This window comes from Leifsonia shinshuensis (assembly GCF_014217625.1).
GTDB lineage: Bacteria > Actinomycetota > Actinomycetes > Actinomycetales > Microbacteriaceae > Leifsonia > Leifsonia shinshuensis_A.
In genome coordinates, this window is record NZ_CP043641.1 from 4,326,476 (window position 1) to 4,352,474 (window position 25,999).

Here is a 25,999-nt window from a genome sequence, read left to right on the forward strand (position 1 = left end):
GGCTAGCGCTCGGGATGCGCGCGGTTACGCTGGAGGGGTGACCCAGAAACCCGACGCCGAACGCCCCGCGCGGAAGTCTCGCCGCGTGCAGCGCGCCGGCGCGCCGGGCGCCGACCCCACGCCGCGCGTCCCCGAGCGGGACCGCGAGGAGGGCTCCTGGTCGCCGAACGACGAGCAGCTGCGGCGGGACGTGCCGCCGCACTACTGAGCGGACGCGCTACGGCAGCGGGTCGGCGTGCCGGCCGGCGTTCGCGGAGGGCGGCGCCTGCTGGGCCTGCAGGAGGTCGCGGATCTCGCTGAGGAGGTCCAGCTCGGTGACCGGGGCGTCCGGCTCCACGACGCCCTTCTTGCGGAGGCGGTCCATCCGCTCCTTGAGCTTGTTGATCGGGAACACGAAGACGAAGTAGACCACAACGGCGACGATCAGGAAGTTGATGATCGAGCCGAGGACCGCGCCGAACTTGATCTCGGCGCCGTTGAGGGGCACGATCATCGCCTTGTCGAGCGAGCTCGCCTTGAAGAACGCGCTGATCAGCGGGTTGAAGAGGTTGGTCACGATCGAGGTGACCACGGCGGTGAACGCGGCGCCGATGACAACCGCGACCGCCAGGTCGATCACGTTCCCACGGAGGATGAACTCTCTGAAGCCTTTGAGCATGACCGGTCCTTTCGCCGAAGTGGATGGAACTGGTGGTGCTGTGCGCCCGGGTGGGTGCGGGATCAGGCCGCGGAGCCCGACGACGCCGACGAGCCGGAGCCCGACGAGCCGGAAGTGGAGGACGACGACGCCGATGAGCCCGACGACGACGAAGAGGAGGAAGAGGACGACGACGAAGAGCCCGACGACGCCCCACCGCCCGACTTCGCCCCGCCCCGCGAGTCCGTCCGGTAGAATCCGGACCCGTTGAACGTCACGCCGACCGCCCCGAACACCTTGCGCAGCGCACCGCCGCAGTTCGGGCAGACCGTGAGCGCGTCGTCGGTGAACGCCTGGTGGATGTCGAAGGCGTGGCCGCAGTCGCGGCACGAGTAGGAGTAGGTGGGCATGGTCTTCCGTGTGGTGGGTGGGGCTAGCTGAACTGGACGATGCGGGTCGGGGTGACCGCGCCGTCGACCGGCTGATCGTGCCGCTCGCGCGGAACCTCGTCCACGAGCTCGCCGTCGAACACGACGGCGTACACCGGAGGACATTTTTCCATGCTGCCGAGCGTCTTGTCGAAATAGCCGCGGCCCCAGCCCATCCGCATCCCGCTCGCGTCGACGGCGGCGGCCGGCACCAGGATGAGGTCGACGTCGTTGATCGCGATCGGGCCGAGCAGCTCGCCGACGGCCTCCGGCATCCCGAACAGGCCCTCGGTCTCGGTCTCGCCGTCGCCCGTGGTCCAGTCCAGGAGGCCGTCCTCGCGGGACACCGGCAGCAGCACCCGCAGTCCCTGGGCGACGGCCCAGTTGACGAAGTCGCGCGTGTCCGGCTCGATCGTCGTGGAGAGATAGCAGGCCACGGAACGCGCCGAGAGGTCGGTCGTCAGGTCGACCAAGTTCCGGGTGATTCCGGCTGCCGCGGCCTGTCGTTCGGTGCTCGTGAGGTTCTGCCGGCGCTCGCGCAGCTCGGCGCGCAGGGCGCGCTTGCGATGGGCTGCTGTGTCGGTCTCCATAGCGCAATCCTAGAAGATGACCCCGGGAGACCGGTCGAAATGCGGATAGTGTGCTCGGTATGGCTACTCACGTGACGAAAGCAGTGATCCCCGCAGCAGGCCTCGGCACCCGGTTCCTCCCGGCGACCAAGGCGATGCCGAAAGAGATGCTGCCGGTCGTCGACAAGCCGGCCATCCAGTACGTGGTCGAGGAGGCCGTGGCAGCGGGCCTGCACGACGTCCTGATGGTGACCGGGCGCAACAAGAACGCGCTCGAGAACCACTTCGACCGCAACGCCGAGCTGGAGGACACGCTGGAGAAGAAGGGCGACACCGACCGGCTCCAGAAGGTCAACTACTCGACCTCGCTCGCCGACCTCCACTACGTCCGCCAGGGCGACCCGAAGGGCCTCGGCCACGCGGTGCTGCGCGCCAAGATGCACGTGGGCCGCGAGCCGTTCGCCGTGCTCCTCGGCGACGACATCATCGACTCCCGCGACGACCTGCTGCAGCACATGCTGGAGGTCCAGCAGAACTACAACGCCACCGTCGTCGCGCTGATGGAGGTGCCGAGCGAGTCCATCCACCTGTACGGCGCCGCGGCGATCGAGGAGACCGGCGACGACGACGTGGTGCGCATCACCGGCCTCGTCGAGAAGCCGGACGCCGACAAGGCGCCCTCGAACTACGCGATCATCGGCCGCTACGTGCTGCGCCCGGAGGTCTTCGACGTGCTCGAGCGCACCAAGCCCGGCCGCGGAGGCGAGATCCAGCTCACCGACGCCCTCCAGGCGATGGCCGAGGCGCCGGACTGGACCGGCGGCGTGTACGGCGTCGTGTTCCGCGGCCGCCGCTACGACACCGGCGACCGGCTCGACTACATCAAGGCGATCGTGCAGCTCGCCGTCGACCGCGAAGACCTCGGCCCGGAGCTGCGGCCGTGGCTCAAGGAGTTCGCCGACGGCCTGCACGACGAGCCGCGCGAGATCCTGGACGAGATGCCGATCGACGCGGCTGACGCGTCGGAGGACGTTAACCGCTAGCGTCGTACCTGCGGCGAACGGTCGTCGCAGAAGGAGGACGCCGTGGCGTTCGTCATCCCCACGCTGAGCGAGGGACGCATCGGACTGCGACCGATCCGCCTTCGGGACGCGCGCGCCCTCGAGCGCTCCCTGCTCGACAACCGGTCGTGGCTGCGGCAGTGGGAGGCCACCAGCCCCTACGCGCCCGGCGCGTTCGACACGCGCGCGAGCATCCGCTCCCTCCTGGCGAACGCCCGCGCGGGGCACGGCCTCCCGTTCGTCGTGGAGTACGACGGCCGGCTGGCCGGCCAGCTCAACGTGTCCTCGGTGACCTACGGCTCGCTCTCCAGTGCCACGATCGGCTACTGGATCGCGGAGGAGTTCGCCGGCCGCAACATCACGCCGACGGCCGTGGCGCTGGCGACGGACTACTGCTTCTACCAGCTCGGCCTGCACCGCATGGAGATCTGCATCCGCCCGGAGAACGCCCCGAGCCTCCGCGTGGTCGAGAAGCTCGGCTTCCGCTACGAGGGGCTGCGCAGGCGCTACATCCACATCAACGGCGACTGGCGCGACCACTACTGCTTCGGCCTGGTGTCCGAGGAGCTGCAGCAGGGTGTGCTGCGGCGCTGGATGGACGGCGAGGCGCCCCAGGAGGCCGCCGCGGTGACGGCGGAGGACCGCGCGGCCGCGGCCATCCCGCTGCCGGTGGCCCGGCGGCACTGACCCGCGCGCGGCCCCGCTGTCGCTCTGCGCACGCCGCACGCCGGTCGAGCGCACGCTGAGAGTCCTCTCCATCGAAGACACACCCGGGCGCTGACCCGGGCGCCGCCCGGCCGACCCCTACCGTAGAGGCATGAATGGGGATGTGATGGGCGGAGGGGTGGTCGTCGCCATCGCGGCCGCCCTCTGGCTGGCCTACCTCGTCCCGGTGTGGCTGCGTCGCCGCGAGTATATGGCGACCGAGCGCAACGCCGTTCGGCTGCAGCAGACGCTGCGCATCCTGGCCGAGACGAGTGAGCTTCCGGACGAGGTCCGCATGGAGGCGACCGCGAAGACGGTCGCGGAGCAGCAGCGGATCCTGCGCAGGGCGGAGGAGAGGCGTCTGGCCACCGCGCGCGCGGAGGCCGCGGCCCACGCACGCCGCGAGCAGGCCGTCGCCGAGGAGCGCAGGCACGCCGCGGAGGAGGCCGAGCGCGCCGCCGCCGAGGCCATCGCCCTGGAGCGCGCCTCCCGCGCGGCAGCGGCCCAGCGGGCACGCGCCCTGGCGGCGCTGAACGCTCGCCCCGTGCTCTCGCCGCAGCGCCGCCGCCGACTGCGCCGCTCCCGTGCTGTCTGCACGCTGCTGCTGGTCGCCGGCCTGGTGGGTGTCGCCTCCGGCGGCGCGCTCTTCCTCGCGACCGGCGCGTGGCTGCTGCCCGCCGCATCCGTCGTCGCCACGGTCGCCGCCCTCGGGATGCTGAGCCGGCTGTCCCGCTCGGCGAAGTCGATGCCCGCGCCCGTCCCGTTCATCCCGGCCGCGCCCGCGTCGCCCGCGCTGTACGACGACGCCAAGCACGACCTCCCGGTGCAGGAGGCGCTGCGCCAGAGCTGGACCCCGCAGCCGCTCCCGAAGCCGCTGCACCTGTCGCCCGGGACCGTCGCCGCCGCCGCGATGGCGTCGGTGGACGCCGCCGCCGAGCTGCGCCGCGCGGCCGCCCGTGCGGACTTCGAGCGGAAGGCGACCGCGGTCGCCGAGGCGGCTCCCGCGGCGCCCGCACCCGTGCGACTGCGTCCGGTCGCGGTCGTGCCGGAGGCGGCCCCGGTCGCTGTGGCCGCCGCTCCTGCCGCCTCCCGCGCTGCTTCGGCGCCGGTCGTGGAGGCCGTCCCGAGCGTCTACTCGAGCATGGGGATCGTCGGCTCGGTCGACGACGGCGCGCTCGACCTGGACGCCGTCCTCCGCCGCCGCCGAGCCGCGAGCTGAGCCCCGCTCGATTTCGACTCGGCACGGCGGGGGTGCTATTGTTTCTAAGCAATCCCCCGGGGCTATGGCGCAGTTGGTAGCGCGCTTCGTTCGCATCGAAGAGGTCAGGAGTTCGAATCTCCTTAGCTCCACCGGAAAGGAAAAGGGCCGCCAGAGATGGCGGTCCTTTTTCGTTGGTCAGACCACCAGCATGATCGCCAGGACGAGCATCAGCACGGCGATGCCCGCGTCCAGGATGCGCCACGAAATCGGCCGCGCGAACACGGGGGCCGCCACGCGCGCGCCGAACCCGAGCACCACGAACCAGAGCAGGCTCGCCGTCGCCGCGCCCGCTCCGAAGACCCAGCGGCCGGGGTCGCCGTGTGTCGCCGACAGCGAACCCAGCAGCAGCACCGTGTCGAGGTAGACGTGCGGGTTGAGCCAGGTGATCGCCAGGCAGGTCGCGACGGCGGCGGCCAGCGTTCCGCCTCCCGAGGTCGCGGCTGTCAGCGTGCTCGGGCGGACAGCCCGCACGGCGGCGAAGATCGCATAGCCGACCAGGAACGCGAATCCCGCCCAGCGCACGATCTCCAGGGCGAGCGGGGCCGCCTTCACCAGCGTGCCGATGCCGGCGACGCCTGCCGCGATCAGGAGGGCGTCGCTCGCGACGCAGATCGCGACGACCGCGAGCACGTGCTCGCGGCGGAGCCCCTGCCGGAGGACGAACGCGTTCTGGGCGCCGATGGCGACGATGAGGGCGGCGGCCGAGCCGAGGCCGGTGAAGTACACGGAGAGCACCATTCGACGATAGGGAACCGCGCGTCTTCAGTACAGCTTGATTTTCTTATGAACCGTTAGCATTGCTGTCGATGGATGCCTCGACCGAACAGCTCCGGACGCTGGCCGCGGTGATCGACCACGGCACGTTCGATCGCGCCGCCGCGGCCCTGCACATCACGCCCTCCGCCGTGAGCCAGCGGATCAAGGCGTTGGAGGAGCAGAGCGGCCGGGTGCTCGTCCGGCGCAGCAAACCCATCCACGCCACGGAGGCCGGCGCGGTGCTGCTGCGCCTCGCCCGCCAGGTCGCGCTGCTGGAGGCCGAGGCGGCGGCCGAGCTGGAGGGCGGCGACGGGACGGCCGCGAGCCCGATCCCGCTCGTGGTCAACGCCGACTCCCTCGCGACGTGGGTGCTTCCCGCGCTCGCGACGGTCCCCGACGCGGTCTTCGACATCACTCTGGACGACCAGGAACACACGATCGACCGGCTGCGCGACGGCACCGCGATGGCGGCGATCGGCTCCGATCCGGAGCCTGTGCAGGGCTGCACGGTCTCGGCGCTGGGGACCATGCGCTACCGGCCGCTGGCGAGCCCCGAATTCGTCGCGCGCTGGTGCCCGGACGGCTGGACGGCCGAGCGGGCGGCGGTCGCCCCGATGCTGATCTACAACCGCAAGGACGCCCTCCAGGATCGCTACCTCGACGCCCTCGCGCCGGGCGCCCATCCGCCGCGGCACTTCGTCCCGGCGTCCACGGAGTTCGTGGCGGCGGCGGTGCTGGGGCTGGGGTGGGGGATGGTGCCGGACCTCCAGGCCGACGCCCTGGTGGCCGACGGCCGGCTCGTGGTGCTCGACGAGGCCAGCGGGGTGGACGTCCCGCTGTACTGGCAGCAGTGGTCGCTGCACTCGGCGGCGCTCGACGCGGTCGCCGCTGCGATCGCACGCGCCGCAGCCGCCGCGCTCCGCCCCGCCCAGCCGTCGAGGGGCACGTAAACGCCCCTAAAACGACCGTTTAGGGGCGTTTACGTGCCCTTCGGCAGAGGGAAGACCGCTCAGAGGGTCTCGGGGCGGAGGTCGAGCCGGCGCAGGAGCTGCGCATTGAGCGCCACCACGATCGTGGAGAGCGACATCAGGATGGCGCCCACCGACATCGGCAGCACGAACCCGACCGGCGCCAGCACGCCGGCCGCGAGCGGGACCGAGATCAGGTTGTAGCCGGCCGCCCACCACAGGTTCTGCGTCATCTTGCGGTAGCTCGCCTGCGACAGCCGGATGACCGACAGCACCGAGCGCGGGTCGTCGCTGGCGAGGATGACGCCGGCCGAGGCGATCGCGACGTCCGTTCCGGCGCCGATCGCGATGCCGACGTCCGCACGGGCCAGTGCGGGGGCGTCGTTGACGCCGTCGCCGACCATCGCGACGGTGCGGCCCTCGGCCTGCAGGCCGGCGACGGTGGACTCCTTGTCCTCCGGGCGGACGCCCGCGAACCAGCGGTCGATCCCGAGCTCGCCGGCGACCGACGCGGCAACGGCCTCCGCGTCGCCGGTGATCATAACGACCTGGATTTCCCGCTCCTTCAGCGCCGCCACCGCCTGCCGCGACTCCTCGCGGACCTCGTCGGCGAGGCGGAGCGCGCCGGCCGTTCGCCCGTCGACCAGGACGTGCAGGATGATCGCGCCCTCCCGGCTCCACGTCGCCGCGATCGGCCGCTCGGTCGCGCCGCGCCGCTCCAGGAGCGCCGGGCCGCCGACCTCCACGCGCCGCCCGTCGACGGTCGCGGCCACGCCCACCGCGGGGGAGGCCGTGAAGTCGCTCGCCGCGGGGACCGGGAGGCCGCGCGCGGACGCCGCGGCCACGATCGCCCGGGCGAGCGGATGCTCGGAGTCGGACTCGGCGGCGGCCGCCAGGGCGAGCACGCGGTCGTCGTCGCCGTCCGTGTCCACGCCCGTGACGGCGGGCTCGCCTTTGGTCAGCGTGCCGGTCTTGTCGAACAGCACCGTGTCGACCGTGCGCATCGTCTCCAGCGCCAGCCGGTCCTTCACGAGGACGCCGCCGCGGGCCGCCCGCTCGGTCGCGATCGAGACGACGAGGGGGATGGCGAGGCCGAGCGCGTGCGGGCAGGCGATCACGAGCACGGTGATCGCGCGCACGACCGCGTCGTCCGGGAGGCCGACGGCCGTCCAGACCACCGCGGTGATCGCCGCAGAGCCAAGCGCGAACCAGAACAGCCAGCCCGCTGCTCGGTCGGCGATCCGCTGCGCGCGGGACGACGAGTTCTGGGCGTCGGCGACGAGGCGGCGGATCCCGGCGAGCGCGGTGTCGTCGCCCACGGCGGTCACCCGCACGCGGAGGGCCGAGTCGGTGGCGACCGTGCCGGCCACGACGGGGTCGCCCTCGCCACGGGCGACGGGGCGCGACTCACCGGTGATCATGGACTCGTCCACCTGCGCCGCGCCGGACACCACGCGCCCGTCGGCCGGGACGCGCCCTCCCGGGCGGACCAGCACGATGTCGCCCACCGCGAGCTCCGCCGGGGAGACGAGGACGGTGCCGTCGCCCTCCACCCGCTCTGCCTCGTCGGGCAGCAGCGCGGCGAGCGAGTCGAGGGCGGAGGTGGTCTGGGCCAGCGAGCGCATCTCGATCCAGTGACCGAGCAGCATGATGACGATGAGGAGGGCGAGCTCCCACCAGAAGTCCAGCTGGTGGTCGAGCAGGCCGAGGGTGGCGCCCCACGAGGCGACGAACGCGACGGTGATGGCGAGCGCGATGAGAAGCATCATCCCGGGCTGCCGCGCCCGCAGCTCGGAGACGGCGCCGGTCAGGAAGGGCTGGCCGCCCCACACGAACATGACGGTGCCGAGGACAGGGGAGACCCACGCCGGCCAGGCGGCGTCGGGGAGGTGGTAGCCGAGGATCATCGCGAACATCGGCGAGAAGGCGACGACCGGGACCGCGATGACGAGGTTGATCCAGAAGAGGCGGCGGAAGGCGGCGACGTGATCGCCGTGGCCGGAGTGGTCGTGGCCGGTGTTGTCGTGGCCGGTGTCGTCGTGGCCGGAGTGGTCGGAGCCGGCGTGCTCGTGCGCCTGCTGGTCGTGTGCGCCCTGGCTGTGCGCAGTCGGCGCTTCGGCCACCGTCGCGTCGGCGGTGTGGTCGGCGTGCTCGTGCGCCATCGGGTCGTGTTCCATCCGCCCCTGTCCGCTCACGATGCCCTCCTCTCCGCGGTCCCGCGTTCCGGGCGGAACGAGCGGAGCCGCAGGCTGTTGGTGACGACGAAGACGCTCGAGAACGCCATGGCGGCGCCCGCGATCATCGGGTTCAGGAGGCCGAACGCGGCCAGCGGCAGCGCCGCCAGGTTGTACGCGAACGCCCAGAACAGGTTTCCGTGGATGGTCGCCAGGGTACGCCGGGACAGCCGCACGGCGTCGGCCGCGGCGGTCAGCTCGCCGCGCACCAGGGTGAGGTCGGCGGCCTGGATGGCGGCGTCCGTCCCGGTCCCCATGGCCAGTCCCAGGTCCGCCGCCGCGAGCGCCGCCGCGTCGTTGACGCCGTCGCCGACCATCGCGACGCGGCGGCCCTCGGCCTGCAGCCGCCGGACGACCTCCGCCTTCCCGGCAGGGAGCACACCCGCGATCACCTCGTCGATCCCGACTTCGTCCGCAACTCGGCGGGCGACGGTCCCGTTGTCGCCGGTGAGCAGCACCGGAGTCAGGCCGAGCCGCTTCAGCCGGCGGACCGCCTCCGCGCTCCGCGGCGCGACGGCGTCCGCCACCGCGAGCACGGCGCGGGCGCGGTCGCCCCAGCCGGCCACGACCGCGGTCGTGCCCGACGCCTCCGCGGCGGCGACCGCCTGCTGGAGGCCGTCGCCGAGCGGCATCCCGGCCGCTGCCACGAACGACGCGCGCCCGACGACGACGCGCTCGCCGTCGACCGTGCCGGAGACCCCGAGGCCGCCGTCGGTGCGGAAGGCCGCGACCGCGGGGAGCGGCCCTGCGTTCCGGGCGGCGTCCGCGATCGCGCGGCCGATCGGGTGCTCGGAGGCGTCCTCGACCGCCCCCGCTCGCCGCAGCGCCTCGGCGCCGTCGCCGCCCTCCACCACGACGTCCACCAGTGTCATCCGCCCGGTCGTCACCGTGCCGGTCTTGTCCAGCAGCACCGTGTCGACCCGGCGCGTCGCCTCCAGCACTTCCGGACCGGTGATCAGGATGCCGAGCTGCGCACCGCGACCGGTGCCGACCAGCAGCGCCGTCGGCGTGGCGAGCCCCAGTGCGCACGGGCACGCGATGATGAGCACCGCCACCGCCGCCGTGAACGCCGCCTCCACCGGCCCGCCCAGCAGCAGCCACGCGGCGAGCGTGACGAGCGCGATCCCGATCACGACGGGGACGAAGACCCCGCTGATCCGGTCGGCCAGGCGCTGCGCGGCGGCCTTGCCCGACTGCGCGTCCTCGACCAGGCGGGCGATCTGCGCGAGCTTCGTGTCCGCGCCGACCGTCGTCGCGCGCACGATCAGGCGTCCGCCCGCGTTGACGGTGCCGCCGGTGACGCTGTCGCCGGGGCCGACCTCCACCGGCACCGACTCGCCGGTCAGCATCGACGCGTCGACCGCGCCGGAGCCGTCGGTCACGACGCCGTCGGTGGCGATCCGCTCGCCGGGGCGCACCACGAAGACGTCGCCGACGGCCAGCCGTTCGACGGGGATGCGCTCCTCGCGCGTGCCGCCGGCGTCGCGCAGCACCGAGGCCTCCTTCGCGCCCGACTCCAGCAGCGCCCGCAGCGCCGCGCCCGCCCGCCGCTTCGAGCGCTTCTCCAGGTAGCGTCCGGCGAGCACGAATACCGTGACGCCCGCGGCGACCTCCAGGTACAGGTCGGCGCCCGATATGCCGGGCGTGCCTGCGTCGCCGAGGACCCCTGCGCCCCCGAAGACCAGGGCGTAGAGCGACCACGCGAATGCCGCGGTGACGCCGAGCGAGACCAGCGTGTCCATGGTCGCGGCCCCGTGCCGCAGGTTGACGGCGGCGGCGCGGTGGAACGGCCACGCGCCCCACACCACGACGGGCGCGGCGAGCGCGAGCGCCAGCCACTGCCACCCAGGGAATTGGAACACGGGGATCATCGACAGCAGCACGACCGGGAGGCCGAGGGTCGCGCTCACGATCAGCCGCCGCCGAAGGGAGGCGAGCTCGGGGTCTGCGGGGCGTTCAGCGGAAGACGAAGCCGGCGGCGCGGGAAGGGCGGCGGTGTACCCCGCGCTCTCCACCTGCGCGACCAGCGTCGCGGTGTCGTACCCCGCAGGCGCGAACACCGTCGCCTTCTCGGTCGCGTAGTTGACGCTGGCCTCGACGCCGTCGAGCTTGTTGAGCTTCTTCTCGACCCGCGCGGCGCACGAGGCGCACGTCATCCCGCCGATCAGCAGTTCCAGGCGAGGCTGGGCGCGCTCGGCGTCGGTCGCGGACATCAGGCGCGGACCGCGCTGTATCCGGCCTCCTCGACCGCAGCGAGTACGGCGGCGTCCATGACGGGGGAGGCCGACTCGACGGTGAGCACGCCCGTCGCGGCCGAGACATCGACCCGGGTGACCTCGGCGATCGAGGTCACCTCCTCGGTCACCGCGCGCTCGCAGTGCTCGCAGGTCATCCCGGTCACCTGGAACGTCGTGGTCGTCATGGCTCGTCCTCTCCGCGTTTGGATACCCAGAGGGGGTATCCAGATGGACACGACCTTATACCCTCTAGGGGTACTAGTCAAGGCAAGCGGAAGGAAGGCGCGCGGGCGCAGCCCGCCACCGCGGAGCCCGCCTAGATCGTCGCCAGCACCAGGTCCAGCGCGTCCACGAAGCGGTCCGCGCTCTCGCGGGTGATGCACAGCGGCGGCTTGATCTTCAGGACGTTCTTGCCATCGCCGGTGGGCTGCACGATCGCGCCCTCCCGCAGCATCCGCTCGCACACCAGCGCCGCCTCGGCCGTCGCCGGCTCCAGCGTCTCCCGGTCGCGCACGAGCTCGACGCCGAGGTAGAGGCCGATCCCATGCACCGCGCCGACGAGGGGATGCCGCTCCGCGAGCGCGCGCAGCCGGCCGGCGAGGTGGTCGCCGACCTCGGCCGCGTTCTCCTGCAGCCGCTCGTCGCGCATCACGTCGAGCACCGTCAGGCCCACCGCCGAGCTGACCGGGCTGCCGCCGGCGGACGAGAAGAACGAGCCCTCCGCGGCGAACGACTCGGCGATCTCCCGCCGGGTGATGACCGCGCCGAGCGGGTGCCCGTTGCCCATCGCCTTCGCGACCGTGATGACGTCCGGGACGACACCCTGCTGCGCCGACCCCCAGAACCAGTGCCCGAGCCGGCCGTAGCCCACCTGCACCTCGTCCGCGATGCACACGCCGCCGCGGGCGCGCACCCGTTCGTAGACGCCCGCCAGGTAGCCGTCCGGCAGCATGAGGCCGCCCGCGTTGCCGAACACCGGCTCCGCGATGAAGCCCGCGAGGCCGGTCCCGGCGGCGTCCAGAGCGGCGAGCTGCTCGTCCAGCTCGGCGAGGTACGCCGGTCCGGAGTCGAGTCCGCGGTGCCTGCCGTGGAAGACGTTGGGCGACGCGATCAGCTCCACCCAGTCCGGCCGGGTCTCCAGCGCGCGCGGGTTGTCGCCCAGCGACGACGAGACCGCGTCGGCCCCGACCGTCCAGCCGTGATACGCCTCCGTCACCGCCAGGATGGTGCGCCGCCCGGTGTGGACCTGCGCGAGCCGGAGGGCGAGGTCGACCGCCTCGCTGCCGCTGTTGACCAGGAAGACGGTGTCGAGCCCGTCCGGCGCGACGTCCGCGAGCCGTTCGGTGAAGCGGGAGAGCTCTTCGTAGTGGAAGCGCGAGTTCGTGTTGAGGAGCGCCCACTGGTCGCGGACCGCGCGCACGAGCCGCGGGTGGGCGTGACCGATCTGCGTCACGTTGTTGACCATGTCGAGGTAGCTCTGCGCGCGGGTGTCGAACAGGTGGTGCCGCCAGCCGCGCTCGATGAGGGGAGGCTCGGTGAAGTAGTGCTCCTGCACGCGCGCGAACGACGAGTCGCGCCGCGTGAGCACGCCGGCCGGATCGGCGGCGGGCGCGGCCAGGTCGACGCCGTACAGCGCAGACGGGTCGGGCGAGACGCCGGCCCACACCGACGCCGGGAGCGCGGGCGTGACGAAGGCGGGAGGCCGCCAGCCGGGCACGCTGCTGAGCTGCGCCGTCAGCCGGACGGCGCTGCCGATGACCTCCCCGCGCTCGACGGAGGCCGTGGTCAGCGGGCGGGACAGGCCGTCGAGCCACAATCCGACCATGTTGCGCTGGCCCACCGTGTCGCCCTGGCCCGCCGTGTCGCCCTGCAGCAGCCACGCGCCCTCCACCAGCCGCAGCTCGCCGGCGAAGGGCGCATGGACGACAGTCCCGGCCGGGGCGTCGAGGGTCACGGCGAGCGCGATCGTGGGCGACGGATCCGTCCGGTCGAGGCGGGTGCGGGTGAGCCGGGCCTCGGCGTAGCGGGTGAGCGCGTGGCCGTTGTCGCGGCAGATCCGGCCGAGCACGGCGTCCTCGAAGCCCGCGCGCTGCCAGCGGCCCTCGTCGAGGTCGTGGCCGGTGACGGAGAGGTCGGCGAGGTTCGCGTCGGTGCTGTCGAGGGCGATGAGCCGGCCGAGGGCCGGGGAGACCGCTTCGCCGGCGCCGCCCGCCGCGAGCCGCGCCCGGATCGCGGCCTCCACCTCCGCGAACGGCAGCCGCCGCGCCACGTCGAACGCGACCCACTCGTGCGCCCGGTTCTCGTCGGCGTAGGCGTTGTCGCCGTCGAGGACGACCTGCTGCTCGCCGCTGACCACCAGCACCGCTCCGCGGAGCACGACGAGCGGCCAGAGCGCGGCCAGGTCGGCGTCGTCCAACGGCGCCTTCGCGTGGAACGCCTCGATCACGTCCAGTACCGCTAGCGGGTCCTCCGGCTGGTGGTGGAGGGCGCTCGTCACCGTCGCGGCGAGTTCGGCGACGAGCCAGCCGTCCGCGACGTCGCCGAAGTCGATCACGCCGGGGCCGCCCTCGCCCAGCACGATGTTGTCGTCCGTCACGTCGCCGTGAATCGCCTGCACCCGCAGTCGGCGCCGCAGTGGTTCGAGCGCGGCCAGCGCGGCCTCCGCCGCCGCCAGGACGGCCTGCCGCTTCGCGGGCTGGAGGACGTGCCCGGCGAGGAGCGCCACGACGTCGCCGCCGATCCGGGCGTCCCACTGCGTGGTGCGGGCGAGCCCGGGATGACGCAGCCCGACGAGGCCCGCGGCGATGCTCCCGGAGAGCCGCCCGAGGGTGCGGAGCTGCTCTCCGCTCAACCGCTCGACCTCGGTCAGCGGCTCGCCGTCGAGGAAGCTCAGCACGCGCGTGTGGAGCGTGCGCCCGCGAACCTCCACGGCGACGACCTCCGCGCCGTCGCGCGCGGCGAGCACGGCCGGGATGCGCACCCCGGCGCCTGCGAGGAGCGCGAGCGCGGCGTTCTGCGCGTGCAGCTCCTCGACCGAGAAGACCGGGTTGGCGATCTTGAGCACGTAACGGTGGGTGCCGGTGTCGACCAGGAAGTTGCGATCCTGGTTGCTGCCGAGCTCGACGATCCGCCCGGTGAGCCCGAAGGCGTGCTCGGCCACGGCCGCCGCGTCGTCGGCTCCGACCTCCGGACGGGGCAGGGACGGCTGGGCCAGGAAGTCGGAATTGGGCACGGCTGCTCCTCGGCTGCGGGGCGGGACGCGGCCAGTCTATTGAAGCCCGCGCACGGGTCGCACCCAGCGAACGCACGGGAGCGGCAACGTAGCATCGACGCGTGAAATCCTGGAGGACAGCGGCCGTGGCGTTCGTGATCGACGCCGTGCTGATCCTCGTGTTCGTGCTCGTCGGGCGCCGCAGTCACGGCGAGGCGGCGAACGTCTCGGGAGTGCTCACCACCTACTGGCCGTTCTTCATCGGCCTGCTCGCCGGCTGGCTGGTCACCTGGGCGTGGCGCCGCCCGCTCGCGCTGATCTGGCCGGGCGTCCCGGTCTGGCTCATGACGGTCGCGCTCGGGATGCTCATCCGCACCTCCGCCGGACAGGGCGTGGAACCGGCGTTCATCGCGGTCGCGTTCGTCGTGCTCGGCGTGTTCCTGGTCGGGTGGCGGATCGTGGCGATTCCGTTCGCGCGGCGGCGGGCGCTGCGGCGGGCTGTCGAGCGGGCGTAGCCCCGCCTCCCGGAACGCCGCCGCTCAGAACGCCGCCGCCACCCCCGTCGCCACCGCATAGATCGCCAGCCCCGCCAGCGCCCCCACCACCGTCCCGTTGATCCGGATGAACTGCAGGTCGCGGCCGACCTGCACCTCGATCTTGTCGGTGGTCTCGGCCGGGTCCCAGCCGCGCACCGTCTCCGTGATGACGCTCGCGATGTCGTGGCGGTACGTCGAGACCAGGTGGCCGGCCGCGCCGGAGATGCGCTGGTTCAGCGACGCGCGCAGCTCCGGGTCGGCGACGACGCGGGCGGCCGCGTCGGCGAGGGCCGCCGAGATGCGATTGCGGAGTTCGCTGTCCGGGTCGCTGAGAGCGTCCACAGCCGCCGACCGCGCGGCCGCCCAGGCCTGGGCCGCCAGCTCGCGGATGCGCGGGTCGTCGAACGCGCGGGCCTTGGCGGCCTCCAGCCCGGCGATCGTGTCCGGGTCGTGCTGCAGGCGGTCGCTGAGCTCGGCGAGGTAGCCGTCGATCGCGCGGCGGGCGCGGTGCGTGGGGTCGCGGCGCACGTCGGCGACGAAGCGGCGCAGCTCCTGGTACACCCGCTCGTCCACCAGCCGGTCCACGAACGACGGCAGCCACGACGGCAGCCGGCCGGAGACGAGGTTGCTCAGCGCGTCGGGGTGGATCACCAGCCAGTCGTCGAACCGGTCGAGCAGCAGGTCAACGGCGGCGTGGTGGCCTCCGGAGCTGAGGATGCGCTCACCGAGGCGGCCGATCGGCGGCGCCCACTCCGGCTCGATCACGTGGGTGCGGACCACCGCCTCCACGGCCTCCCGCATCCGGTCGTCGTCCAGCAGGCCGAAGAAGCCGACCACCGCGCCGGAGGCCTCGTCCACCACCCGGCGGGCGTTGCCCGGCTCGGTCAGCCAGCGCGCGGCGGCGCCGGACACGTCGTAGGCGGCCAGCCGCGTCGCGACCACGTCGTCGGACAGGAACTCCGTCTCCACGAACTCGCCCAGAGTCTCGCCGATCTCGTCCTTGCGGGTCGGGATGATCGCGGTGTGCGGAATCCGCAAACCGAGTGGATGCTTGAACAGCGCCGTCACGGCGAACCAGTCCGCGAGCGCGCCGACCATCGCGCCCTCCGCGGCGGCGCGCACGAAGCCGAGCCACGGGTAGCGGTCCTGCAGCGCGAACGAGACGGCGAAGATCACGGCCGCGACCGCGAGCAGACTGGTCGCCAGCACCTTCATGCTGCGGAGGGCCCGGCGGCGCTCGGCGTCGCGGCGCTCGGCCTCGGCGCGCTCCCGTTCGAGGCGCTCCCGCTCGGTGCGCCGCCGGCCGGCGCTCTGCCGGTCGTCGCTGTCGGGGTCGCCCGTGCGGGCCGTCGGCGTCGTCACCGGACGATGTGGAGCTCGCGGCTCGTGTTGTTGAGTCGGTGCGCGCCGTCGTCGTCGGCGACCACGATGTCCTCGATGCGGACGCCGAACCGGCCGGGGAGGTAGATCCCCGGCTCGATGGAGAAGCACATCCCCGCCACGATCGGCTGGGTCTCGCCCTCGACCAGGTACGGCGGTTCGTGCGTTGTCGTGCCGATGCCGTGGCCGACGCGATGCACGAAGTACTCGCCGTAGCCGGCGTCCCGGATCACCGCGCGGGCGACGCGGTCGATCTCCTGCAGCGGCACCCCGACGGCGACCGCCTCGAACGCGGCCTGCTGGGCGCGCTTGACGACCTCGAAGACCTCGTGCTCCTCGTCGGTGGGCTCGCCGACGTGGACGGTGCGCGTGGTGTCCGAGCCATAGCCGTCCATCAGGCCGCCGAAGTCGAGCACGACCATGTCGCCCTGCTGGATGACGCGGTCGCCGGCCTCGTGGTGCGGGTTCGCCCCGTTCGGGCCGGAGCCGACGATCGTGAAGTCCACCTGCGAGTGGCCGTGCTGGCGCAGCAGCCGGTCGAGGTCGGCGGCCACCTCGTTCTCGCGGCGCCCGGCGAACGCGACGCTCAGGATGTCCTCGAAGGTGGCGTCGGCCGCAGCGCCCGCGGCGGCGAGCCGGTCGATCTCGTCGGGGCCTTTCACCGCGCGCAGCATCGGCAGCGCGGCCGAGAACGCCGCGAACCGCACGTCCGGCAGTTCGTGCTGCAGCGCCAGCAGGTGCAGTGCCCACGCCGAGTCGGAGACGGCGTAGCGGCCTCCCGACCAGAGCTGGTCGACCAGGGGCGCATGCTCGTCCTCGCCGTCGGCCCAGGTGACGAGCCGGATCGCGCCGGCGGCACGGCTGGCGGCGGCGCTGTCGTGCTCCAGCACCGGGACGATCATCGTCGGCTCGCCGTCGGTCGGGATCACCAGCATGGTCAGCCGCTCGGTCGCCGGCGGCAGGTAGTCGGCGAAGTAGGCGAGGTCGGGGCCGGGGGCGACCAGTAGGGCGTCCAGCCCGGCCTCCTTCGCCCGCGCGGCTCCGCGGGCGAGCCGGTCGGCGAAGTGCTGCCCAGTGAGCTGCTGCATGACGGTCACTCCTCGATCGGGCCGAGCCAGGCGTTCGCGACGGTGCTGTGCGCGGACTCAGCGTCGGACGGGTGGAAGATGCCGGCGAGGACGTCGCGGTACAGTCTCCCGAGCTCGCTGCCGGCGAAGAAGGTGGAGCCTCCCGACACCCGGATCGCCTGGTCGACGACCCGGCGGGCGGTCTCGGTGGCGCGGATCTTCATCCCGACCAGCTTCGGGAACCACTGCGCGCCGTGGTCGGCGAGCGTGTCCACGTCGCGGGTGATCGCGTCGAGCTGGGGGAGGAGGGCGTCCTGGTCGATCGCGGCGGAGGCGACGCGCCAGCGGATGTCCGGGTCGTTCGCGTAGCTGCGGCCGTCGTTCTTGAGGCTCTTGCGCCGATGCGCGGAGGCCACGGCGAGCTCCAGCGCTCGGGCGCCGATGCCGGTGTAGACGGCGGCGAGCAGCAGTTCGAAGTTCGCGAAGATGGCGAAGACGAGCGGGTCGGGGTTGGGGCCGGGGTCGAGACGGCGCACGATGCGGTCCGCGGGGGCGAGCGCGCCGTCGAGCACCGTGGTGCTGCTCTGCGTGGCGCGCATCCCGATGGTGTCCCAGTCCTCGCGGATCTCGAAGCCGCCGCCGGTGCGCTCCACGAAGCCGTAGACGATCTTCGGGGCGTCGGCGGAGGTCGTGTCGAGCCCCATCGTGCCGAGCCGGGTCCAGGCGGGGGAGAGGGAGGTGAAGATCTTGGTGCCGAAGTAGCGGTAGGAGCCGTCCGCCTCCGGCCGGGCGTCCGTGGTCGAGCCGAACAGCACGAGATCGTTGCCGGCCTCGCTCAGCCCGAACGCGAAGACCTCGCCGGCGCCGGCCTCCCGGAGCAGGAACTCCAGCGAGTCGTCGCCGCGGTCGCGGAGCGTCTTGGCGACGCCGGTCCAGACCAGGTGCATGTTCACCGCGAGGGCCGTGGCGGGCGCGGCGCCGGCGAGCCGGACCTGGAGGCGCGCGGTCTGCTCCAGCGACAGCCCGAGCCCGCCGAACTCGGTGGGCACCAGCGCCTTCAGATAGCCGGCGTCGGCCAGCTCGGCGAAGTCCTCGGTGAAGAACCGGTTCTCCGCGTCGTACTCGGCGGCCCGGGAGCGGAATCGCTCCCGTCGCTCCTCGCTCAAAAGCTCGCTCTCGACGCTCACCTTCCCCACCCTAGGTCTCCCAACGCCGAGGGGCACGTAAACGCCCCTAAAACGCAGTTTTACGGGCGTTTACGTGCCCCTCGAGCCGATCAGGAGGCGGTGTAGCCGCCGTCAACGAGGTGGTAGCTGCCGGTGATGAACGACGCGGCGTCGGAGGCGAGGAAGGCGACGAGCGCAGCGACCTCCTCCGGCTCGCCGAGCCGGCCGAGCGCGTGCTTGCCCTCCAGGAACTGCAGCGCCTCCTGGCTCAGGTTGGCCTCCACCAGCGGCGTCTTGATGAAGCCGGGGCCGACGGCGACGACGCGCACCTTCTTGTCGGCGTACTCCAGCGCCGCGTTCTGGGTGAGGCCGAGGAGGCCGTGCTTGGCGGTGACGTAGGCGGACGAGTTGGCGAAGCCCACGCTGCCGAGGATGGACGCCATGTTGACGATCGCGCCGCCGCCGTTCTCGGCCATCGCGGTGAGCTGCGGCTGCATCGAGTAGAGCACCGCGTTGAGGTTGACCTCGATGACCTTGCGCCAGCTCTCCAGCGAGTAGTCGGCGACCGGCGCGGCCTCGCCGCCGATCCCGGCGTTGTTCACCGCGATCTTCAGGGGCGCGAGGGCGTTGGCGGCCTCGACGCTCGCGACGGCGAACGCGGGGTCGGTCACGTCGCCGGCGAGTGCTGCTGCGGTTCCGCCCGCTGCCTCGATCTCGGCGACGAGGGCCTTCGCGTGCTCCTCGTTCAGGTCGGTGACCAGGACGGCCGCTCCGCTGGCCGCGAGGGTCAGCGCCACCGCGCGTCCGATGCCCGAGCCACCGCCGGTGACGATCGCGGACCGGCCGGCGACATCGTACTGTGCCATGAAAAGTTCTCCTTCCAGTTATCCGACACCTGTCGGATAACTCCATTGTACGATCGGAAGGTGAACACGGGGAGGCCGAACGGCCCACGGCGGGATGCGCCGGGAGCGAACACGGCGCCGAATGCGGCGCCGGCGCCCGCACGGCCGCACCTCGACGCCCGCCAGGAGAAGACCCTGGCCCGGCTCAGCGCCGCCGTCCTCGGGCTCGCGGCCGAGCGGCCGATCGCCGACGTGACGGTCTCCGGGCTGGCCGCCGCCGCCGGCGTGCACCGGTCGACCGTGTACGAGTACGCCGGGTCGCCCGTCGCCCTCCTGCAGCGCGTACTGCGCGCCGAGCTCGACGAGCTGCGTGCCGCCTACCTCGTGGATGTCGCCCCCGACGACGCCGCAGCGGCGATCGGCGGCGTCACCCGCGCGGTCCTCCAGCACGTGGACGACCACGACGCCGTCTACCGGCGCGGCCTCGGCGCCGAGGGCTCAGAGGCCGGGCTGCACGCCATGCTGAGCGAGCACTTCCAGGCCTCCATCGAGCTGCTGCTCGATCAGCACAGCGTCAGCGTCCCCGCGGCCGACGAGCTGGACCGGCGCGCGATCGAGCGCTACCTGGCCGATGGCATCATCGGCGCGATCGAGGTCTGGCTCGCCCGGCCGCGCCCGCGGGACGTGGAGGCGCTGCTCGCGCTGCTCGAACGGCTCACGCCGCCCTGGTGGCCCACCCGATGAGCGGCGGTCTCCTCGACCGGCTGCGCCGTGCGCTCGGGCTCCGCCGCGCCCCACTGCTGCACATCGCCTCCGACGTGGGGGAGGGCCCGGTCGTCGTGCTGGTGCACGGCATCGCGTCGTCGTCGGTGACGTTCCAGAACCTGGTGCCGATGCTCGAGCCGCGGCACCGCGCCATCTCGATCGACATCCTCGGCTTCGGCCGTTCGCCCGCCCCGGCCGACGCGCAGTACACGATCGAGGAGCACGTGGCCGCGCTCGACCGCACGCTGCGCTCGCTGAAGCTGCGCGAGCCGTTCGTGCTCGTCGGCCACTCGCTCGGCAGCCTCATCGTGACGCGCTACGCCGCCGAGCATCCCGGAGCGCTCAGCCGGCTCGTACTGGTCGGGCCTCCGGTCTACGGCACGCCCTCCGAGATCGGCGACCGCCGGGTGCGCACGCGGGTCAGCGCGTATCTGCGTGCCTACGAGTTCCTGCGCAACAACAAGGAGTTCACGCTCCGCAATGCGAACATCCTGGGCAAGATGCTGCCGATCAAGAACGTCTTCGAGATCACCGAGAAGAGCTGGCGGCCGTTCGTGCTGTCCCTGGAGAACTGCGTCGAACGGCAGACGGTGATCGGAGACCTCGCTCGGGTGCACGTCCCGGTGGAGGTCGTCTACGGCACGATGGACGCCTTCATCGCGCCGGGAAGCCTCGCCGTGATCGAGACCATGCGGCACGTGACCATGCACCGGGTGGAGGCCAACGACCACCTCATCCGGCGGCGGCTCGCGCGCGTGGTCGCGGCGGCGTGCGACGCGGGAGCCGGCGCTCAGTAGGGGAGCGAGACCGACTCCACGACCTCCAGGTACTCCTCGCCGTCGAAGCCGTCGAACAGGACGGTCTGCGTGACGTAGCCCTGCACCAGCCCCATGTACACCGGAGCCTGCCGCTCGGCCAGCGCCTGCGCCTCCTCGATCGGCAGCGTCTGGGCGTGCCAGTCGGTCAGGTAGCCGATGAACATGGCCCGGATCCGGCCGCCGATGTCGGACGACATCTGCTTGAGCCGCGGGTTGATCGGCACCTGTCCCCAGACCTGCACGAGCAGCTGGATGTCCACGATGTGCGTCATCAGGCCGGTGACCAGCAGCCGGACGATCTCGCCGGGCGTGGGGAGGGGCTGCTGCGCGCGCGCCTCGGCGACCTCCAGGAAGCGCGCGTCGAGGATCTCCGACGCGGTCAGCTCCATCAGCTCGTCCTTGCTGGTGAAGTGCCCGTAGATCGCGCCGGCCGAGAGCCCGGACTCGGCGATGATGTCGGCCATCGAGGTGGCGGCGAAGCCGTTGCGGGCGAAGCAGCGGAGGGCGGCCTGGGCGATCTCGTGGCGGCGCGCGCTGCGGTACTCCTCGCTGACCTTCGGCATCCGGACCTCCTCGCAGCGGAAAAAAGAACGTTCGTTCTTGACAATAGCGCTCGATCTGTCGATTATAAAGAACGAGCATTCGTTTTTATTGAGTGGAGTCCGCCATGAGCACCAGCACCGACCGGGGCGTCGACCGTCCCGATGGCGTAGAACAGCACAGCGCCGCACATCGCGAGAGCGCCGCGTCCCGGCCGGAGCGCGCGCCCGGCGCCGTCGTCCACACGCCGTGGGCGCGCGCCCTCGCGCTCGCCGTGGGAGCGGCGGCCATCGTCGTCGTCATCCTGCTCGCCTTCCTCTGGCCGACGGTGACCTCCACGGTCAAGGACCTCCCGATCGCGATCGCCGGCCCGTCCGCGCAGGTCAGCGCCGTCGAGAAGCAGCTGAACACGGCCGCCGACGGGGCCTTCGCCCTGACCAGCCGGAGCGACCGGCAGGCGGCCGTCGAGGCGATCCAGAAGCGCGATGTGTATGGCGCGATCGTGCTCGGCGACAGTCCGGAGGTGCTGACCGCGTCCGCCAACGGCGCCGCGATCACGCAGATCATGAACCAGGTCGCGTCGAACCTGCAGACTGCGGCCAACGCGCAGGCGCAGGCGGCCGTGCAGCAGGCCATCGCCGCCGGACACGCGCCCGCCGGCACCAAGGCGCCGACCATCACCGTGAAGGTCACCGACGTCGTCCCGCTCGCCTCCAGCGACTCGCGCGGGCTCGGGCTGGCTGCGTCGTCGTTTCCGCTCGTACTGGGCGGGATGCTCGGCGGCGTGCTCATCTCGCTCCTCGTCGCCGGGAGCTGGCGCCGCCTCGGGGCCGTCGCGCTCTACGGCGTCGCGGGCGGACTGGCGGTGACCGGCATCCTGCAGGGCTGGTTCGGCATCCTGCAGGGCGACTACTGGCTGAACGCGCTGGCCGTCGGGCTCGCCATGTTCGCGATCGCCGCCTTCGTGGTCGGGATGAACGCCCTGTTCGGCCGCGTCGGTATCGCCATCGGCGCGGTGCTGACCGTGCTGGTCGGCAACCCGCTGTCCGCCGCGGCCCAGCCGCTGCAGTTCCTGGTCGGGCCGTGGGGCGCGGTCGGGCAGTGGTTCGTGCCGGGCGCGTCGGTCACGCTGCTGCGCGACCTGTCGTACTTCCCGTCCGCGGACGCGCTGTTCCCGTGGCTGGTGCTGGTGGGCTGGGCCGCGGTCGGCGTGATCGGGATGCTCGCCGGGCACTTCCGCAACCAGGAGGTCACCGAAGCAGCGGCTTAGGCTCCGCGACGTCCGCCTAGGCTGGAGGGCATGCAGAATCGCACCCTCGGACGGACCGGACGCGACGTGTCGGTCATCGGTCTCGGCACCTGGCAGCTCGGAGCCGACTGGGGAGCCGTGACGGAGGCCGACGCGCTCGCCGTCCTCGACGCGGCGACGGAGGCCGGGGTCACCTTCTTCGACACCGCCGACGTCTACGGCGATGGCCGCAGCGAGCAGCTGATCGGCCGGTACCGCGCCTCCCGCCCCGACCTCCAGCTGACCGTCGCGACGAAGATAGGCCGGCGGGAGGCGCAGGAGCCGGCCAACTTCACCCTGGCGAAGTTCCGCGAGTGGACGGACCGCTCCCGCCGCAACCTCGGGATGGACACCCTCGACCTCGTGCAGCTGCACTGCCCGCCCACCCCGGTGTTCTCGAACGCGGCCGTCTACGACGCGCTCGACACCCTGGTGGAGGAGGGTGCGATCGCGAACTACGGCGTCAGCGTCGAGACCTGCGCCGAGGCTCTGGAGGCCATCGCGCGGCCGGGGACGGCGAGCGTGCAGATCATCCTCAACGCCTTCCGCCTGAAGCCGCTCGACGAGGTGCTGCCGGCGGCGCGGGAGGCCGGGGTCGGCATCATCGCCCGCGTGCCGCTGGCCTCCGGGCTGCTCAGCGGCCGCTACTCGGAGACGACGGAGTTCGCGGCTGACGACCACCGCAGCTACAACCGGCACGGCGAGGCGTTCGATGTGGGGGAGACGTTCTCTGGCGTCGACTACGCGGAGGGCGTGCGCGCGGCACAGGAGTTCGCAGCACTCGCCCCGGAGGGCGCGACGCCCGCGCAGGCGGCGCTCGCGTGGATCGTGGCGCAGGACGGCGTGAGCACCGTCATCCCCGGCGCCCGCTCGCCCGAGCAGGCCCGCGCGAACGCCGCAGCCGCGGACGTCGCGCTGCCGCCCGGCTTCGCCGACGCCGTCCGCGCCCTCTACAACCGCACCTTCCGCGCCACGACCCACCCCCGCTGGTGAAACGTGAGTAATCGCGGATATCCGTCGTCGGATTTCCGCGATTACTCACGTCTCGTCGCCAGGAGGCGGGAGAGGCGGGTGAGGAGAGGGATCGGGGTGCGGAGGTCGGCGGCGGTGACGCGGACGACGCGCCAGCCGAGGTCCTCGAGGTGCTCGCGCCGGTGGATGTCGCGGAACCAGACCTCTCTGTCGACACGGTGGCCGTCACCCTCGTATTCGAGGATCACGCGCTCTAACGGGTACGCCATGTCGACGCGCGCGAGAAAGCTCCCATCGGGGCGGTGGATCAGATAGTTCAGCCACGGCTCCGCGAGTCCCGCATCGAGGAGGATCAACCGCAGTCGCGTCTCGGCGGGCGACTCCGACCTCGTTCGGACGAGCGGCAGCGCAGCCCGCGCGGTCGCGATACCGCGCCTCCCGGATGCGGTACGCACGATCTCCGTCAGCGCTTCGGCCGTCGTCAGCGGGTGCCGGTAGCTCAGCAGCCAGTCCCCGACGGCGACGAGCGCGTCACGGCCGAGGATGGCGGCCAGGTCCAGCCACGTCTGTTCGGGAGTGGTCAGCGGCAGGCCGCGAAAAGAGATCGTCCTCCAGGCGGAGAGCGTGTGGCCGGCGACGGATGCCGCCTGTACGGCGCGACCGCCGGCGGGGACGCTCACATGGAGCCGGTCGTCTCCGCGGGCTGCCGCCGGGAGGGGCGCTCCCAACAGCTCCGCCGCTGTCGTGTGGCTGAACGCGACCCGCTCCTGCCGGTGCAGCAGGAAGGCGCGGCAGCGCGTCTCCAGTCCTGTGTCCCCGCCGGCGACCCGCACGCCCCTGATCGGGGTGTGCAGGTCGCTCGCCCGGAGTCGTCCCGCCGACACGCCGCGCTCCACGGCATCCCGTGTCCGGAACGCGCCCGAACTGAAATCCCGCCCTAACTCCGCTGCCCGTCTCCCCATTCCGCCACCCTGCCGAACCTGCCCAAATCCCGCTCCCGTTCTCCACAGCCGGCGACCGAGACGCGACTAAACGCGGAAAAGCTGTGGACGATTTCCGCGATTGGTCACGTCTCGGCGGCTAGGAGGGTTGGACGGGGACGGGCTCGGTGTCCGGGATGGGGGAGGCGTCGCGGCCGCGCAGGTCGGGGTGCACCCGCCACGCCAGCGCGGGGACCAGGAAGCCGACGAACGCGAAGGCGCCGGCGGCCCAGAAGGCGCCGACGGGGCCGTGCGCGTCGATCAGGAAGCCCGCGAGCGCGGAGCCCAGCGCCGCGCCGATGAGCTGGCCGGTGCCGACCCAGCCGTAGGCCTCCGCCGTGTCGGAGAACTTGACGCTCGCTGACACGATCGCGAACAGCACCGCCAGCGCCGGCGCGATGCCGAGACCGGCGACGATCAGCGTCAGCGACAGTCCCCACCACGACCAGAGCATGAAGGTGGAGATGACGACGCCGACGAACACGATGAGCATGCGGCGCGCCGTCGCCCACGGCCCGATCGGGACGTGCCCGAACGCGAGGCCGCCGACCAGCGAGCCGAGCGACCAGATCGCCAGCACGATGCCGGCGAACGGCGAGCCCTCGCCGAAGTTCGCCACGACCCCGGCCTCCACCGCGGCGCACGAGCCGATCAGCAGGAAGCCGACCACGGTCGCCAGCAGCACGGGAGGCCGCGCCAGCACCACACCGAACCGGCGCTTGCTGCGCGGGATGCGCACCCGGCCGACCTCCGGCGAGGAGATGAACCACGCCCCGCCGAGCAGCATGATCGCCACCGACATCAGGATGCCCTCGACGGTGCCGATCTGGGTCGACACGAACGTGATCGCGACGGGGCCTGCGATCCAGATGATCTCCTGCGCCGACGCGTCGAGCGAGAACAGCGGGGTGAGCTGCCGGGAGTTGACCATCTTCGGGTAGATGGTGCGCACCGCGGGCTGGATGGGCGGCATGCTGAGCCCGGCGAAGAACGCCACCGCCATCGTGAGCGGGATCGGCATGACGAAGATCCCGATCGCGGCGACCGCCGCCGAGCAGAGCGCCAGCGTCGTCCACAGCACCGTGCGCATCCCGAGCACGCCCATCAGCCGGCTGGTCATCGGGCCGGCGATGGCCTGCCCGATGCTCATCGCGCCGAGCACGAGCCCGGCCGCGCCGTAGGAGTGGTGGATGCGCTCGATGTGCAGCAGGAACGCCAGGGAGAGCATCCCGAACGGGAAGCGCGCGGTCAGCTGCGCGGCGATGATCCGCGCGACGCCGGGCGTCTTCAGAAGGCTCGAGTAGCTGCTCACAGTCTTCTCACTCTATCGGTCCAGGAGGGGCAGGGAAGGGTCCATGAAACCCGTTCGAGGGGGTGTGGAAATGTGCATAACTTCTGCACATCTGTGGATGACACGCCCACTAGATATGGGGGCATGGAAATGTCGGCACCCGGCTATATAGTGGTTGACGCGACAGGGGGTCCGACCGGCTCCCGGGGCGGCGGAAAGCCGTATCCGGGCCGTTTTCGAGACCCTGCCGCGAGGACTTCGCCGCTCACCGGAGCGGCACCGTT

25 protein-coding genes, 1 tRNA gene and 1 pseudogene are annotated in these 25,999 nt (G+C 72.3%); 12 read left to right on the forward strand and 15 right to left on the reverse strand.

All coding sequences use genetic code 11. The annotated features are described in order from the left end of the window. The first annotated feature begins 37 nt into the window (after nucleotides 1–37). The gene (locus F1C12_RS21130) at nucleotides 38–208 is read left to right on the forward strand and encodes a hypothetical protein (RefSeq protein ID WP_185276756.1); all 171 of its coding nucleotides are present in this window, start codon (nucleotides 38–40) and stop codon (nucleotides 206–208) included. 9 nt (nucleotides 209–217) lie between these two features. Here the strand turns inward: F1C12_RS21130 and mscL are convergent, their stop codons facing one another. Beyond that, entirely contained in the window at nucleotides 218–658 is a 441-nt protein-coding gene (gene mscL / locus F1C12_RS21135; protein ID WP_185276757.1) for a large conductance mechanosensitive channel protein MscL, read from the reverse strand. Between the two features lie 54 nt (nucleotides 659–712). Between mscL and F1C12_RS22815 the strand changes: the two genes are divergently transcribed. After that, nucleotides 713–892: a hypothetical protein gene (locus F1C12_RS22815; protein ID WP_258046278.1), complete on the forward strand. Its 180-nt coding sequence runs from the start codon at nucleotides 713–715 to the stop codon at nucleotides 890–892. Between the two features lie 62 nt (nucleotides 893–954). Here F1C12_RS22815 and F1C12_RS22820 read toward each other — a convergent pair. After that, a pseudogene (locus F1C12_RS22820) lies at nucleotides 955–1,047 on the reverse strand (FmdB family zinc ribbon protein); the annotation flags it as partial. Nucleotides 1,048–1,070: 23 nt separating this feature from the next. Then, the gene (locus F1C12_RS21145) at nucleotides 1,071–1,655 is read right to left on the reverse strand and encodes a 5-formyltetrahydrofolate cyclo-ligase (RefSeq protein WP_185276759.1); all 585 of its coding nucleotides are present in this window, start codon (nucleotides 1,653–1,655) and stop codon (nucleotides 1,071–1,073) included. Between the two features lie 59 nt (nucleotides 1,656–1,714). Here F1C12_RS21145 and galU point away from each other — a divergent pair, with 59 nt between their 5' ends. The 4 genes from galU (at nucleotide 1,715) to F1C12_RS21165 (ending at nucleotide 4,750) form a co-directional block, all read left to right on the forward strand. Next, nucleotides 1,715–2,677 (forward strand): UTP--glucose-1-phosphate uridylyltransferase GalU, encoded by a 963-nt coding sequence (galU, locus tag F1C12_RS21150; protein ID WP_185276760.1) that lies wholly within the window; start codon nucleotides 1,715–1,717, stop codon nucleotides 2,675–2,677. A gap of 42 nt (nucleotides 2,678–2,719) precedes the next feature. Next, nucleotides 2,720–3,382 (forward strand): GNAT family N-acetyltransferase, encoded by a 663-nt coding sequence (locus tag F1C12_RS21155; protein WP_185276761.1) that lies wholly within the window; start codon nucleotides 2,720–2,722, stop codon nucleotides 3,380–3,382. Nucleotides 3,383–3,512: 130 nt separating this feature from the next. Further along, on the forward strand, nucleotides 3,513–4,619 hold the full coding sequence (locus F1C12_RS21160) for a hypothetical protein (protein WP_185276762.1): 1,107 nt from the start codon (nucleotides 3,513–3,515) through the stop codon (nucleotides 4,617–4,619). 58 nt (nucleotides 4,620–4,677) lie between these two features. Then, nucleotides 4,678–4,750: transfer RNA gene (locus F1C12_RS21165), tRNA-Ala, on the forward strand. 46 nt (nucleotides 4,751–4,796) lie between these two features. Here the strand turns inward: F1C12_RS21165 and F1C12_RS21170 are convergent. After that, complete coding sequence (locus tag F1C12_RS21170) at nucleotides 4,797–5,396, reverse strand: LysE/ArgO family amino acid transporter (protein ID WP_219732749.1); 600 nt, start codon at nucleotides 5,394–5,396, stop codon at nucleotides 4,797–4,799. A gap of 71 nt (nucleotides 5,397–5,467) precedes the next feature. Here F1C12_RS21170 and F1C12_RS21175 point away from each other — a divergent pair, with 71 nt between their 5' ends. Then, nucleotides 5,468–6,367: a LysR family transcriptional regulator ArgP gene (locus tag F1C12_RS21175; RefSeq protein ID WP_185276764.1), complete on the forward strand. Its 900-nt coding sequence runs from the start codon at nucleotides 5,468–5,470 to the stop codon at nucleotides 6,365–6,367. Nucleotides 6,368–6,426: 59 nt separating this feature from the next. Here the strand turns inward: F1C12_RS21175 and F1C12_RS21180 are convergent, their stop codons facing one another. The 4 genes from F1C12_RS21180 to F1C12_RS21195 all read right to left on the reverse strand — a co-directional run bounded on the left by F1C12_RS21180 (nucleotide 6,427) and on the right by F1C12_RS21195 (nucleotide 14,088). After that, nucleotides 6,427–8,562: a heavy metal translocating P-type ATPase gene (locus F1C12_RS21180; protein WP_258046271.1), complete on the reverse strand. Its 2,136-nt coding sequence runs from the start codon at nucleotides 8,560–8,562 to the stop codon at nucleotides 6,427–6,429. A 14-nt stretch (nucleotides 8,563–8,576) separates the two neighbouring features. Beyond that, nucleotides 8,577–10,832 (reverse strand): heavy metal translocating P-type ATPase, encoded by a 2,256-nt coding sequence (locus F1C12_RS21185; RefSeq protein ID WP_185276765.1) that lies wholly within the window; start codon nucleotides 10,830–10,832, stop codon nucleotides 8,577–8,579. After that, nucleotides 10,832–11,041, reverse strand: coding sequence for a heavy-metal-associated domain-containing protein (locus tag F1C12_RS21190; RefSeq protein ID WP_185276766.1), 210 nt, complete (start codon nucleotides 11,039–11,041; stop codon nucleotides 10,832–10,834). The genes F1C12_RS21185 and F1C12_RS21190 overlap by 1 nt, the downstream gene beginning before the upstream one ends. Before the next feature lie 131 nt (nucleotides 11,042–11,172). After that, nucleotides 11,173–14,088, reverse strand: coding sequence for an aminotransferase (locus F1C12_RS21195; RefSeq protein WP_185276767.1), 2,916 nt, complete (start codon nucleotides 14,086–14,088; stop codon nucleotides 11,173–11,175). A 101-nt stretch (nucleotides 14,089–14,189) separates the two neighbouring features. Here F1C12_RS21195 and F1C12_RS21200 point away from each other — a divergent pair, with 101 nt between their 5' ends. Further along, nucleotides 14,190–14,582: a DUF3054 domain-containing protein gene (locus F1C12_RS21200; RefSeq protein ID WP_185276768.1), complete on the forward strand. Its 393-nt coding sequence runs from the start codon at nucleotides 14,190–14,192 to the stop codon at nucleotides 14,580–14,582. Between the two features lie 24 nt (nucleotides 14,583–14,606). On the opposite strand, the gene F1C12_RS21205 is transcribed toward F1C12_RS21200, so the two are convergent. The 4 genes from F1C12_RS21205 to F1C12_RS21220 all read right to left on the reverse strand — a co-directional run bounded on the left by F1C12_RS21205 (nucleotide 14,607) and on the right by F1C12_RS21220 (nucleotide 19,082). Beyond that, nucleotides 14,607–15,965 carry a DUF445 domain-containing protein gene (locus F1C12_RS21205; protein WP_258046048.1) on the reverse strand — a complete coding sequence of 453 codons (1,359 nt, stop codon included), beginning with the start codon at nucleotides 15,963–15,965 and terminating at the stop codon, nucleotides 14,607–14,609. Continuing rightward, complete coding sequence (locus F1C12_RS21210) at nucleotides 15,962–17,071, reverse strand: aminopeptidase P family protein (protein ID WP_185276769.1); 1,110 nt, start codon at nucleotides 17,069–17,071, stop codon at nucleotides 15,962–15,964. The genes F1C12_RS21205 and F1C12_RS21210 overlap by 4 nt, the downstream gene beginning before the upstream one ends. Nucleotides 17,072–17,076: 5 nt before the next feature. Beyond that, a complete protein-coding gene (locus F1C12_RS21215; RefSeq protein ID WP_185276770.1) occupies nucleotides 17,077–18,237 on the reverse strand; it encodes an acyl-CoA dehydrogenase family protein in 1,161 nt (386 codons plus the stop codon). An 89-nt stretch (nucleotides 18,238–18,326) separates the two neighbouring features. Continuing rightward, the gene (locus tag F1C12_RS21220; protein WP_185276771.1) at nucleotides 18,327–19,082 is read right to left on the reverse strand and encodes an SDR family NAD(P)-dependent oxidoreductase; all 756 of its coding nucleotides are present in this window, start codon (nucleotides 19,080–19,082) and stop codon (nucleotides 18,327–18,329) included. A 60-nt stretch (nucleotides 19,083–19,142) separates the two neighbouring features. Here F1C12_RS21220 and F1C12_RS21225 point away from each other — a divergent pair, with 60 nt between their 5' ends. Together F1C12_RS21225 and F1C12_RS21230 are read left to right on the forward strand one after the other, a co-directional pair. Further along, complete coding sequence (locus tag F1C12_RS21225) at nucleotides 19,143–19,805, forward strand: TetR/AcrR family transcriptional regulator (RefSeq protein ID WP_185276772.1); 663 nt, start codon at nucleotides 19,143–19,145, stop codon at nucleotides 19,803–19,805. Further along, nucleotides 19,790–20,623 carry an alpha/beta fold hydrolase gene (locus tag F1C12_RS21230; protein WP_258046049.1) on the forward strand — a complete coding sequence of 278 codons (834 nt, stop codon included), beginning with the start codon at nucleotides 19,790–19,792 and terminating at the stop codon, nucleotides 20,621–20,623. The genes F1C12_RS21225 and F1C12_RS21230 overlap by 16 nt, the downstream gene beginning before the upstream one ends. Here the strand turns inward: F1C12_RS21230 and F1C12_RS21235 are convergent. After that, a complete protein-coding gene (locus F1C12_RS21235; RefSeq protein ID WP_185276774.1) occupies nucleotides 20,617–21,207 on the reverse strand; it encodes a TetR/AcrR family transcriptional regulator in 591 nt (196 codons plus the stop codon). The two genes, F1C12_RS21230 and F1C12_RS21235, sit on opposite strands and share 7 nt — an antisense overlap. Nucleotides 21,208–21,311: 104 nt before the next feature. Between F1C12_RS21235 and F1C12_RS21240 the strand changes: the two genes are divergently transcribed. Both F1C12_RS21240 and F1C12_RS21245 read left to right on the forward strand, forming a co-directional pair. Further along, entirely contained in the window at nucleotides 21,312–22,454 is a 1,143-nt protein-coding gene (locus tag F1C12_RS21240; RefSeq protein WP_219732667.1) for an ABC transporter permease, read from the forward strand. 30 nt (nucleotides 22,455–22,484) lie between these two features. Continuing rightward, nucleotides 22,485–23,465, forward strand: a complete 981-nt coding sequence (locus tag F1C12_RS21245; RefSeq protein ID WP_185276775.1) for an aldo/keto reductase — start codon at nucleotides 22,485–22,487, stop codon at nucleotides 23,463–23,465. Nucleotides 23,466–23,506: 41 nt separating this feature from the next. Here F1C12_RS21245 and F1C12_RS21250 read toward each other — a convergent pair whose 3' ends face one another. Further along, nucleotides 23,507–24,328 (reverse strand): hypothetical protein, encoded by an 822-nt coding sequence (locus tag F1C12_RS21250; RefSeq protein ID WP_258046050.1) that lies wholly within the window; start codon nucleotides 24,326–24,328, stop codon nucleotides 23,507–23,509. Nucleotides 24,329–24,524: 196 nt separating this feature from the next. After that, nucleotides 24,525–25,736 (reverse strand): MFS transporter, encoded by a 1,212-nt coding sequence (locus F1C12_RS21255; RefSeq protein WP_185276777.1) that lies wholly within the window; start codon nucleotides 25,734–25,736, stop codon nucleotides 24,525–24,527. Between the last annotated feature and the right edge of the window lie 263 nt (nucleotides 25,737–25,999).

Coding starts and splice junctions, on each gene's coding strand:
- F1C12_RS21175 (WP_185276764.1), top strand. CDS start 5,468: ATGGATGCCTCGACCGAACAGCTCCGGACGCTGGCCGCGGTGATCGAC.
- mscL (WP_185276757.1), bottom strand. CDS start 658: ATGCTCAAAGGCTTCAGAGAGTTCATCCTCCGTGGGAACGTGATCGAC.
- F1C12_RS21220 (WP_185276771.1), bottom strand. CDS start 19,082: ATGGCACAGTACGATGTCGCCGGCCGGTCCGCGATCGTCACCGGCGGT.
- F1C12_RS21185 (WP_185276765.1), bottom strand. CDS start 10,832: ATGTCCGCGACCGACGCCGAGCGCGCCCAGCCTCGCCTGGAACTGCTG.
- F1C12_RS21240 (WP_219732667.1), top strand. CDS start 21,312: ATGAGCACCAGCACCGACCGGGGCGTCGACCGTCCCGATGGCGTAGAA.
- F1C12_RS21160 (WP_185276762.1), top strand. CDS start 3,513: ATGAATGGGGATGTGATGGGCGGAGGGGTGGTCGTCGCCATCGCGGCC.
- F1C12_RS21245 (WP_185276775.1), top strand. CDS start 22,485: ATGCAGAATCGCACCCTCGGACGGACCGGACGCGACGTGTCGGTCATC.
- F1C12_RS21210 (WP_185276769.1), bottom strand. CDS start 17,071: ATGCAGCAGCTCACTGGGCAGCACTTCGCCGACCGGCTCGCCCGCGGA.
- F1C12_RS21145 (WP_185276759.1), bottom strand. CDS start 1,655: ATGGAGACCGACACAGCAGCCCATCGCAAGCGCGCCCTGCGCGCCGAG.
- galU (WP_185276760.1), top strand. CDS start 1,715: ATGGCTACTCACGTGACGAAAGCAGTGATCCCCGCAGCAGGCCTCGGC.
- F1C12_RS21190 (WP_185276766.1), bottom strand. CDS start 11,041: ATGACGACCACGACGTTCCAGGTGACCGGGATGACCTGCGAGCACTGC.
- F1C12_RS21235 (WP_185276774.1), bottom strand. CDS start 21,207: ATGCCGAAGGTCAGCGAGGAGTACCGCAGCGCGCGCCGCCACGAGATC.
- F1C12_RS21180 (WP_258046271.1), bottom strand. CDS start 8,562: ATGGAACACGACCCGATGGCGCACGAGCACGCCGACCACACCGCCGAC.